The organism is Scytonema sp. HK-05 (assembly GCF_963872035.1).
GTDB lineage: Bacteria > Cyanobacteriota > Cyanobacteriia > Cyanobacteriales > Nostocaceae > Kalymmatonema.
Map to the genome: position 1 here is coordinate 169623 of NZ_CAWMYC010000092.1, position 11417 is coordinate 181039.

Annotated in this window: 9 protein-coding genes; 4 read left to right on the forward strand and 5 right to left on the reverse strand. The window is 44.2% G+C overall.

The features are described from left to right. The first annotated feature begins 216 nt into the window (after window positions 1-216). On the forward strand, window positions 217-2706 hold the full coding sequence (gene gyrA / locus AACT52_RS12960) for a DNA gyrase subunit A (protein WP_073626667.1): 2490 nt from the start codon (window positions 217-219) through the stop codon (window positions 2704-2706). Window positions 2707-2792: 86 nt separating this feature from the next. Here gyrA and AACT52_RS12965 read toward each other — a convergent pair whose 3' ends face one another. Further along, window positions 2793-3368 carry a DUF3455 domain-containing protein gene (locus AACT52_RS12965; protein WP_096549355.1) on the reverse strand — a complete coding sequence of 192 codons (576 nt, stop codon included), beginning with the start codon at window positions 3366-3368 and terminating at the stop codon, window positions 2793-2795. Between the two features lie 687 nt (window positions 3369-4055). On the opposite strand from AACT52_RS12965, the gene AACT52_RS12970 reads away from it, so the two are divergent. Both AACT52_RS12970 and AACT52_RS12975 read left to right on the forward strand, forming a co-directional pair. Further along, entirely contained in the window at window positions 4056-4235 is a 180-nt protein-coding gene (locus AACT52_RS12970; RefSeq protein WP_073626669.1) for a chlorophyll a/b-binding protein, read from the forward strand. A 78-nt stretch (window positions 4236-4313) separates the two neighbouring features. After that, a complete protein-coding gene (locus AACT52_RS12975; protein WP_073626670.1) occupies window positions 4314-4493 on the forward strand; it encodes a high light inducible protein in 180 nt (59 codons plus the stop codon). Between the two features lie 156 nt (window positions 4494-4649). On the opposite strand, the gene rpoD is transcribed toward AACT52_RS12975, so the two are convergent. From rpoD to gyrB, 4 genes are all read right to left on the reverse strand, one after another. After that, window positions 4650-5825 (reverse strand): RNA polymerase sigma factor RpoD, encoded by a 1176-nt coding sequence (gene rpoD / locus AACT52_RS12980; protein ID WP_073626672.1) that lies wholly within the window; start codon window positions 5823-5825, stop codon window positions 4650-4652. Window positions 5826-6814: 989 nt separating this feature from the next. Next, entirely contained in the window at window positions 6815-7027 is a 213-nt protein-coding gene (locus AACT52_RS12985) for a hypothetical protein (RefSeq protein ID WP_143172692.1), read from the reverse strand. Window positions 7028-7339: 312 nt separating this feature from the next. Then, window positions 7340-7978 carry a fasciclin domain-containing protein gene (locus AACT52_RS12990; RefSeq protein ID WP_073626674.1) on the reverse strand — a complete coding sequence of 213 codons (639 nt, stop codon included), beginning with the start codon at window positions 7976-7978 and terminating at the stop codon, window positions 7340-7342. Window positions 7979-8332: 354 nt separating this feature from the next. Next, complete coding sequence (gene gyrB / locus AACT52_RS12995) at window positions 8333-10270, reverse strand: DNA topoisomerase (ATP-hydrolyzing) subunit B (RefSeq protein ID WP_073626676.1); 1938 nt, start codon at window positions 10268-10270, stop codon at window positions 8333-8335. 190 nt (window positions 10271-10460) lie between these two features. Between gyrB and miaA the strand changes: the two genes are divergently transcribed. Further along, window positions 10461-11408: a tRNA (adenosine(37)-N6)-dimethylallyltransferase MiaA gene (gene miaA / locus AACT52_RS13000; protein ID WP_073626678.1), complete on the forward strand. Its 948-nt coding sequence runs from the start codon at window positions 10461-10463 to the stop codon at window positions 11406-11408. Window positions 11409-11417 lie beyond the last annotated feature (9 nt).

Genomic DNA, 11417 nt, shown 5'->3' on the forward strand with positions numbered 1-11417 from the left:
TGTCCGAGAAGGGGAATAGCACCTAATCAAAACAATGAGTGTGCCTATGCTTGAAATAATCAATATAAATCTCGGTCAACAAGGATAATACTACTGCTTTCTATCCTGTGACTATCAAGATTCTGTAATGAAGAGTATTTCATCCGTTATGCTGTGGTTGCTGCAGTCTTCATTAACGGCAAATTTTGTGTAGTGGAAATATAGGGAAAAAAACTCATGGCAAAACAATTAAACCTTCTCTGTGAGGGACAGGTCATTACCACAGCCTTGCATACCGAGATGCAACGGTCTTACCTAGAATATGCCATGAGTGTCATTGTCGGGCGGGCGTTACCAGACGTGCGAGATGGCTTAAAACCAGTTCATCGGCGCATTTTGTATGCCATGCACGAACTCGGTCTGACGCCAGAACGACCTTATCGTAAGTGTGCGCGTGTGGTGGGAGACGTGTTAGGTAAATACCACCCCCACGGCGACCAAGCGGTTTATGATGCCTTGGTCAGGCTGGTACAAGAGTTTTCCAGTCGCTATCCCTTACTGGCAGGACATGGGAATTTCGGGAGCGTAGATAATGACCCGCCAGCGGCGATGCGCTACACAGAAACGCGCCTTGCATCGATCAGCCATGAGGGAATGCTGACAGAAATTGGCGAAGAAACGGTGGACTTTATCGGTAACTTCGATAATTCCCAGCAAGAGCCAACTGTACTGCCAGCACAGTTGCCATTTCTGTTGCTCAATGGCAGTGCTGGTATTGCTGTGGGGATGGCGACGAATATTCCACCGCACAACATAGGGGAAGTGGTAGATGGGCTGATCGCATTAATTGATAATCCCGACTTAGCCGATGAAAAGTTATTTGAGATCATTCCCGGACCAGACTTTCCCACAGGTGGTGAAATTGTCGGTAACTCTGGAATCAAAGAAGCATATACCACAGGTAAAGGTAGTATTGTGCTGCGGGGAGTCGCCCAAATTGAGGAAGTTACCGCTACCAGAGGTAGCAAGCGGCGGACAGCAATTGTGGTGACAGAATTGCCTTATCAAGTGAATAAGGCAGGTTGGATTGAGAAAGTCGCGGATCTGGTGAATCAAGGTCGTCTTCAGGGAATTGCAGATCTGCGAGATGAGAGCGATCGCCAGGGAATGCGCGTCGTGATTGAACTAAAACGCGATACCAACCCCCAAGAAGTTCTCCAGAATTTGTATCACCAAACCGCTTTGCAAAGTAACTTTGGGGCGATTCTCTTAGCTTTGGTGGATGGACAACCGCGTCAACTGACCTTGCGTCAATTGTTACAGGAGTTTTTGAGTTTCCGAGAGCAGACACTTAACCGCCGCTACTCTTATGAGTTAGCTAAGGTTCAAAGCCGGCTGCATCTAGTTGAAGGTTTACTCAAAGCACTTTCTCACGTAGATGAGGTTGTAGAGATATTACGCAGTGCGGCTGATGGCACTACGGCAAAAATGAGCCTGCAAAACCGACTCGATTTAAGTGAGGTGCAGGCGGATGCGATTTTGGCTATGCCATTGCGTCGTTTAACCAATTTAGAACAGCAAAACTTACACAAAGAGTATGAGCAGCTCAATGAGCAGATTCAGGTGTTGCAGAGGTTACTTAATGATAGACGCGAGTTACTCAAATCACTGAAAAAAGATTTGCGATCGCTCAAGCGCAAATACAACGATGCCCGTCGTACCAAAATCATAGGGGAGAGCAAAAGCACAGGAGTACAGGAGCAGACAGAGAGTCCAAAATTGAAAATCGAGAATCCCCTGTTGGAAGCACCCTCAGAAGAAGTGGTGTTAGAATTTACCCACCGGGGATATGTACGTCGTCAGCCTTCAGCCCGGAAGGCAAGAACTGACAACGGTACGTCTGATAATGACACCGTCATCCAAACCGTGTTGACCGACACGGCAAAAGAGTTGCTGGTACTGACCAGTGGTGGCAAGGTTTACCCAGTGAATGTGGCAGATATTCCTCCCACCAATGGACGTTCTGCACGGGGAACACCATTGATTACCTTGCTCTCGAACTCTGCTCAGGGTGCTCAAGAAGCTGTTATTAACCGCTTTGTACTGCCTGAACACCCAGAAGATAGCGAGATGGTTCTCCTGACGAAGCAAGGAAGAATCAAGCGTTTTTCCCTGACAGAATTGACTAATCTCACCCGGCGCGGAATTACCATTTTGAAACTTAAAGATGGTGATGAATTGTTATCAGCTCAGTTCACTCAGGCGGGTGAACATCTGGTTTTAGCAAGTTCGGGTGGGAGAGTTTTGAAGTTTGAGGTGAATGATCATCAACTCCCCATTATGGGTCGCACTGCTATGGGTCTGCAAGGTTTACGCCTACGTCAGCAAGAAGAGATGGTTGGTTTTGTAACCTCAAGCACGAAGGAAAACCTATTACTGGTCACTCAATTGGGATACGCTAAACGTATGCCAGTGAGTGCTTTGCGCTCAGCGAATCGAGGCGATATCGGGACTCAGACCTTTAAATTCACCAACAAAACTGACATTTTAGCAGGAATAGTACGAGCAACTGCAGGTGCTGAGGTGGCGCTAGTCACCAATCATCAACGCCTAGTACGCCTTGGAGTGGAAATAATTCCCACCCTTGGCAAAGATGTCACAGGTGAAAGTATCCTTCAACTTAATCGCGAAGAAAAAATCATTTGTATCGTCGAACTGCACTCGTAATGCAAGAGCTAACGACTAAGCGTGTAGGGAGGCTATGCCCATCATTCTGGCTAATTGGTAGGCAGTGCCCACCCTACTAATACTTTTTAGGGAGCTGTGCCATAGAAGAAGTAGTCAGAAGTGTAATTTACTCGCTTTTGGGTGCCTACACTCTTACGATCACATCCTTGAACCGGGGGTTTGCCACCTACAGTATCCACCCGTTGGATGTATGTTACTTTGCTAAGTATCCCATTGCCCTCGTGGGATTTGGCTTGGAGCAGCAACCAAGGAATTGCATTGGGACTGGGTGAGTCAAAACTTGCCTTCACCTGACCTACAACCTTACTGCCGTCATTTGCCTCCCAAGTAGGACCAGCATAGTGCTTGATATTGTTGTTATCTTGCTCGCCAAGCAGTTTAGCCTCGGGTGCCACAAATGTCCACTCAAACTGGTTAGCGTTGCCTGATTTAGCTTTGCACTCATAAATTTGCACTCCTGTAGCCCTCTCTCCAAGCAGTAGCACTTGATTTGGTGGCACTTTCAAGTTGTTAGGAACCTGAGGCGGCGCGATCGCCCCTTGCGCGGCTAACAGTTGTGGCATTTGAGCTACACCAACCTGTGCAATCACTAACGGAAGTAGTAGGAAGCATGTCTGTTTGAACTTTATTTCTGGTTTCATAATGCTTAAACCTTATTTAAAAAAGGGTAGAGCCCAGTACAACTCCTCATTAATAGGGGTCGGAAATCAAAAGTATGCCAAAACTGGGAAGTGAATTCTCGCTCTTGTCAATTCCAAACCCCTTTTAAGTAGGTCGGCACAATTAAAGTTAACTCGTGTGCCTCCTAACGGAGGAGCTGCGCTAACCCGCAGCGTCTCCGACAGGAGATGACCGTCATTAGTCATTACTCATTAGTCTAGGGTGCCAGTTTCAGGTGCATTTACATTTTGTAACGTAGTTCTGTTTATTCCCGCCGACTTACTTATGGTGAGTGTACACAAAGAAAGGGTTGAGTGAAACCATGACAAAACAGGACGGACTTCCAAAGCGTGTACTCTTAAGACACCCACAGATATCTGTGGTGGAGGCTTTAAAGCGGCGATTCTCAATTATTCGTACTTATTGACAGCCTTACCCGCCTTTAAAGCCAAGGAAGTCCTGTTTTGGAGAGGATTAATGTAGCGGTAGAGCAAGAGGTGCTGTTAGGAACTCTCAGTTACCTTAAAGATATTTATTTAGCGGAAAATAAACTATGAGTCAGAAAAATCTAAGAATCTTATAAAAAATATGACACTTCTTAAAGAAGTTTGTTATATTTATTTACATAAGGTAACAGACCTTAAACTATTCAGCTTGGAGTGCCGACGATGACAAACGCAACAAAAGTTACTGCTCCCGTAATCGAAGATCGCAATGCTTGGCGTTGGGGTTTCACACCTCAAGCAGAAATTTGGAACGGTCGCTTGGCAATGATTGGCTTTTCAGCAGCAGCTCTGATTGAACTGTTCTCTGGTCAAGGTTTCCTACACTTCTGGGGCATTCTGTAAGTTGTAAGACTACGGATTGCTTGTAAATAATCAACTAAAGGTAACGAAACTTAGGGAATTCTCTTTGGAGTGCCAACCATGACAAACGCAACAAAAGTTACTTCTCCCGTGATCGAAGATCGCAATGCTTGGCGTTGGGGTTTCACACCTCAAGCAGAAAATTGGAACGGTCGCTTAGCAATGATTGGCTTTTCAGCAGCCGCTTTGATTGAACTGTTTACTGGTCAGGGTTTCCTACACTTCTGGGGTATTCTGTAAGTTGTAAGACTACGGATTGCCTAGCACTAATAGATAAATGAATAACTAAAAAACCTGGAAGTCGCTAGTACCTCCAGGTTTTTTAGTGTCTTTGTTTTTTTTCGCACTTATGAGTCATTTGTCTAAAAGTCATAACAAATGACTCATAATTAATAATTAACGGATATACTCCTTGAGAACGCTGTTGCGGTTCGGGTGACGTAACTTACGAAGTGCCTTCGCCTCAATTTGACGAATTCGTTCGCGAGTCACATTGAAAATTTGTCCAATTTCTTCTAAGGTCTTCATGCGACCATCATCCAAACCGTAGCGCAGTCTGAGAACATCACGTTCACGGGGACTGAGGCTGTCGAGGACTTTTTCCAGATCTTCCCGTAGGAGATTTTTGGAAACTTGGTCTTCTGGGGTTTCGCCATCCGACTCAATAAAATCGCCCAGTCGAGAGTCTTCTTCTTTCCCAATAGGCGTTTCTAGTGAAATCGGCAGTTGTGCCGATTTAGCAATAAACCGCAGCTTCTCGATAGTCATTTCCATACGAGTGGCGATTTCTTCCTCGGTGGGTTTGCGACCCATTTCTTGAGAAAGCAGCTTAGTCGTTTTCTTAATTCGGGAAATGGTTTCGTACAGGTGAACCGGAAGGCGAATAGTCCGGGATTGATCAGCGATCGCACGCGTGATTGCCTGACGAATCCACCATGTTGCGTATGTAGAAAACTTGTAGCCTTTTTCGTGGTCAAACTTTTCGGCGGCGCGAATCAAACCAAGACTGCCTTCTTGAATCAAGTCTTGGAAAGACAAGCCTCGATTCATATACTTTTTAGCAATTGAAACTACAAGGCGCAGGTTAGATTGTACCATCTTGTCTTTCGCTCTGCGCCCAACATGCAGCCGATAACGAAATTGTGGCAAGGGTATTTGTACTGCCTCTGCCCATTCACTGTCCTTAGGCTCACGAGCTAACTGCTGTGAAAGTTTTTCGCGTACTCGCTCTAATTCCAGTAAATCGGCAATCTTCCGTGCCAATTCAATTTCTTCGTCTGCACGAAGCAGGCGAATTCGACCTATTTCTTGTAAGTAAAGGCGGATCGAATCCTCGGTGTAATGCTTTTTCTTAGTTTGAGTCCGACGACGCGATTTAGCGGCTTTCCCAGACTTTGCGTCGTCCTCATCAGACTGAGGCTCTAAAAATTCATCGAGTTCGCCTTCATCGTTGATCAGCAAGTCCTCTTCGTCGTCAATCAAGAGTTCTTCTAAGTCAATCTCAGGCTGATTCATTATTTCTAGCTCATCAGGCTGATGTATATTTTCGAGTACGTTGTTAGCCTGGTTCATGCCGCGTTCCTCATGCTCCTTGCAGAATCAATTACTTAAGATGTGTTTGCCGCTCTTAAAGTGAGCTGTATACCAACAGAAAACAGGGTTTTTGGTTATTTTGCCTAAGATTTTGTAGGAATTTTGACACCTTCCTCATGGAGTTTTACCCTGTAAGGGCAGCCTCCTTGAAGGGAAATTCCTATTCTTAGTCAACGCCATCTATGTTGCCGAGCAACATCCGTTTTAACTAGCTGGTCTAAAAAAGACGACCGACTGCTAAAAAAAAATTTACTACTCCATACAAATGAATATGACTGTTGGGAGATTCTTTTGTAAAGACTGTTCCGATTGTAGCCTGTTTCACAGAAATTGCACTGTGTTTGTGTGCTAATCATGAAGTCATTAAGCAACTTTAAGCGTGTTCTACGAAACTTAAGACATTGAAAAAGACACCCATCCTTTTGTATTTTCTCCAAAACTTTTTGGAATTGCAGTGGTATTCTCATTTCAATTAATGTTAGGTACACCTGCTGACATCTCGTTCAATGTATTACGTAGAACAATCTTTACTTTGAAACAGCATATCTTTTGGCTTCAAGTGAGAAAAATGCGTATACCAATTTTTACACTTTCTTCACAAGTTACCGAGTGGAGTTCCGTTCGTCATACGACGAAAACCTAGTCAGAAAAGGCTTGTTTAAGGCGGCTTTGTGCTTTCTTCAATTAGGCGTACCATAGGCACCATGAATGCAAATTGAATAACGCTGGTGGTTTTTTGCTCTCACTTAACTTTATTCTGCCAATTCCCTTAACTTAGGAGTCAAGACTTTAGCACAATCAGCTAAATGGCTAAGCAACTTTTCGATCTAGCCAGTCCGGTCTTAATCACACGTTAGCGCACTGTTGAAATTTCCACCTTATGAATCTTGACAAACTTTTCTTATTGTATACAAAGCTATTTTAATCAATTAAAAAAGGATTTGACAGTTAAGACTATCGATATTAACCTACTTAACGCCCAATTTCATAAAACGAATGCAAAATATACTATAGCCTGCTACAGGGCGCTGGAGAAACATATTTAACAAGACTACCTGGGAGTTCATCGCCATTGTCTGATAACTTTGGCTAATAGTACCACTCCCTTTTTGCTTGCTGGCAATGTTGGGAAAATGGGATGAAGTTGGGCGTGGGCGTTGGAGTGGGGTAGAGCGAACCATGTTCGGCAAGCCCTTACATAAAGCAGCTTTTCGCAAGATATTGCGGTGGCGAGTCAGATAAATCTAACAACAATATACGGATATACTTTGCATTGAGCAGGGCGAGCAATTGTAATATTTAATACTCATTGCTTCAGAAATCAGCTATTGTCTCAAATTTGAATAATAAACAATTTTTATAATTGGAAGAAGTAACTTTGAATATTTTCTATCTAAACTTTATGAGCTAGATTGCCAAAGTTTTTAGTAGGGGTGCAAGGAGCGAAGGCATACAGCCCTACACCCTGATTAATAAATGGCTGCCTTGTTTGTTTAATTAGAGCCAAGACTCGCTGGAAAATTCGGAGGTAGAATGACTTTGTCCACTACGTGAACGACACCGTTACTAGCTGGAATGTCTGCTTGAATGACCTTAGCACCGTTCACGGTAACTGTACTGGTGGTACTATTAACCTTTAGTGTCACAGGACTTCCCTCAACTGTTTTGACTTGTCCGGATGTCAGTTGGCTGGAAGTCACTTGTCCAGGTATAGCATGGTAGCCCAGAAGCTTGACTAATTGTTGTTTGTTTTCTGGTTTGAGAAGATTGTCTACTGTACCTTTTGGTAAAGCCGCAAAAGCAGCATCCGTAGGAGCAAAGACTGTGTAAGGTCCTTGTTCAACCATTTGTTTAGTCAAGTCTGCGGCAAGCAATGCTTTACTTAACGTTGTAAAAGACCCCTGAGTTGATGCTGACTGTGCTAATTGAGCCAAATTTTTGCTTGCTGTTGGGGTAGTCGGAGTTTGGGCAATTGGAGGAACAGCGGTAGGAACATTTGCAGGAGTTGCCGCAGTCTCAGGAGCGGTTGTATTATCTACACTAGGTTGACCACAAGCAGACAAAGCAACGAGACTACCCGCACTCATAACGCTAAACAATGCTTTTATTAAAATGCTTTTGCTCGCTTTCATGCTTATATGGTTTGTTAAAGTATTGTTAAACGAAATCTCTAAATTTTAACTAAATTTAATAAATTAACTGATACTAAGTCACGTTTATACATCTTAGCCTCTCTCCTTGTCCCCCTTGTGCCAACAATTGCGTGATATCTTTGAACGCAACTCGGTATGAAATCGTCCCTTAGGCTTAAGACATAGATTGAATCTCTAGAAAATATGTTGATGTTTTGGCGGAATATTGCCTCCCAAACACAAATCGAAAAGAAAGAGTCAATAGTCAGAAGCTTTTGACCATTGACTGTTGATTTAAAACTCATTACCAGCCTGACAACATATCAGGCTATTTAAAGCGAAAACACGGTTCTATTAGATATCCAAATCAGTTAAGTTGAGTTTAGAACCATAGGTTTCAATGAATTCGCGCCGGGGTGCAACGCGATCGCCCATCAAAATCGTGAAAATGCGATCAGCTTCGGCGGCGTCCTCAATTTCCACTTGCTTAAAGGTACGAGTTTCTGGGTTCATCGTGGTTGTCCAGAGTTGTTCTGGCATCATTTCACCCAAACCTTTGAATCGTTGGATGGTGTAATTGGCGTTGTCGGGAAACTCAGCGAGGCGCTGTTGCAGTTCGCGATCGCTATAGCAATAGTAATAATTCCGTCCCCGCTCTACTTTAAACAGTGGAGGACAAGCAATGTAGATATGCCCCTGCTCAATCAGCGCCCTTTGATACCGATAGAAGAAAGTTAACAACAGAGTCCGGATGTGCGCTCCATCCACGTCAGCGTCAGTCATAATCACTATACGGTGATAGCGCAGTTGCGATGCGTCGAATTCCTCGCCCTTAACTCCTAAACCGAGTGCTGTAATGAGCGCCTGAATTTCAGTATTTTTATAGATTTTGGCGTCGTCAGTTTTCTCGATGTTCAGGATTTTACCGCGTAGGGGGAGAATTGCCTGGAATCGGCGATCGCGTCCTTGTTTTGCACTCCCACCAGCCGAGTCCCCTTCGACGATGTAAATTTCGGACTCCTTAGGATCTCTGGAACTGCAATCTGCCAATTTTCCAGGTAATGGCGAAGATTCCAGCACTGATTTGCGGCGTACTAATTCCCGCGCATGACGGGCGGCTTCTGCGGCTTTGAAGGCTTGGATGGCTTTATCTAATACGGAATCAGCAACACCGGGGCGAAATTCCAGGTACTCGGTGAGAACTTCTCCCACCAGAGAATCCACAATTCCCCGCACCTCCGTGTTACCGAGTTTGGTTTTGGTTTGCCCTTCAAACTCTGGATCTGGCACTTTAACAGAAATCACACCCGTTAAACCTTCGCGGACATGTTCGCCGCTGAGGTTGGGTTCATTATCTTTGATTTTGTTGCGCTTGCGGGCGATCGCATTCAAGGTACGAGTCAGAACCGCCTTTAAACCTTCTAAGTGCGTACCACCATCCACCGTACGGATATTATTGGCAAAGCCCAACACATTGTCTGTATAAGCATCAGTACACCACTGCAACGCAACTTCCACTTGAACATTGTTGCGTTCTCCATGCACAAAAATAACTTCTTCATGCAATGGCTGCTTATCACTGTTCATGTAGGTAATATATTCTTTAATACCACCTTTGTATTCGTAGGTTTCTACCTTGGGTGTATCACTTTTAAGTAGTTCCAGACGGTTATCAGTAAAAGTAATTCTGACGCCAGCATTCAAATATGCTAATTCGCGTAGGCGACTTGCTAAAGTAGTGTAATCAAATTCTGTAACGGTCGTGAAGATTTGGGAGTCTGGTTTGAAGGTAACAGAAGTTCCAGTACGGTCTTCTTTAGAGGGCTTTGCTGTCAGATCTGTGACGGGAATACCCCGTTCGTAGCGCTGGATATGAACCTTTTTATCTCGCCAAACTGTCACTTCTATCCACTCGGACAGGGCGTTGACTACGGAAACACCAACACCGTGCAATCCTCCAGAAACTTTGTAGCCACCGCTACCAAATTTCCCGCCAGCGTGCAGTACGGTTAACACAGTTTCCAATGCTGATTTTCCCGTTTGCGGATGAATATCCGTGGGAATACCCCGACCATCATCTACAACGGTTACAGAACCATCAGCGTTGAGATCCACCTCCACATGGGTGCAGTAACCCGCTAAAGCTTCATCTATCGAGTTGTCCACCACCTCGTAAACTAAATGATGGAGCCCTCGCGGACCTGTGGAACCTATGTACATTCCCGGTCTTTTGCGGACGGGTTCCAGACCTTCCAGAACTTGAATCTGAGCGGCACTGTAACTGCTCGTCATGAAAATTCTCCTGTTACGTGGGGTTAAACTCGCCCAAAGGGGCTAAATAGAAAAACACTCCAAAATTCTAACACAAAAGGCTTGATGGCGACTGTAGAGCAATCTGAAGAGAAGTTTATGATGGGGATATACCCAATCACTTATCAATGATTACTATTGAGTGTTGAGTGTTCACGCTTACTATTGACTCATGACTAAATTGATTGTGATTTGTGGCGCAACAGCAACAGGGAAATCGGGATTGGCGTTAGATTTGGCGATGCGCCTGGGTTCAATAATTCTTAGTGCAGATTCCCGTCAAGTTTACCGTGAGTTTGATATTGGCACCGCTAAACCTACAGTATCTGAACAAAAGTTAGTGCAGCACTATTTAATAGATATCTGCAACCCTACAGACATGATGACGGTTGCAGATTATCAAGAGCAAGCACAAGGGTTAATTGCTTCTTCCCCAACAATTGGACAAGAGGACACGGGGGAGATGAGAAAGCAACATCTTCCTCATCCCCCTCTCTTGTTAGTTGGTGGTACTGGTTTATACATACGTTCAATAACACAGGGAATGAAGATTCCTAGAGTTGCACCACACAAGGAATTGCGATCGCAACTGGAATCACTTGACCAAAGGCAATTGTACGCTATGTTGCAACAAGTTGACTTCATTGCAGCACAAAAGATTCATCCCAACGACCCCGTGCGGACTTTAAGAGCATTAGAAGTATTTTATGTGACTGGTCGCCCAATTTCTGAGCAGCAAGGAGAGAATCCGCCGGATTATCCAATTTTGCAAATAGGTTTAGATTGTGATCCTGCTCACCTTAGCGATCGCATTGCACAGCGTACAGAGAAAATGATTGCAGATGGTTTGGTAGCAGAAGTAGAATATCTTTGCCATAAATATGGTGTTGATTTACCTTTACTTAATACTTTGGGATATCAAGAAATCAAGCAATATTTGGCTGGGGATATTTCTTTAGGGAAAGCAAAAGAATTAACTGTTTTACACACACGGCAATTTGCCAAGCGGCAACGCACCTGGTTTAGAGCATATCCTCAGATTAAGTGGTTTGATGCTGAAAGTCCTAATTTATTGGAAGAAGTATGGCATGACGTGCATAAATTCATTGATTTTTCATAAATGCTTTCC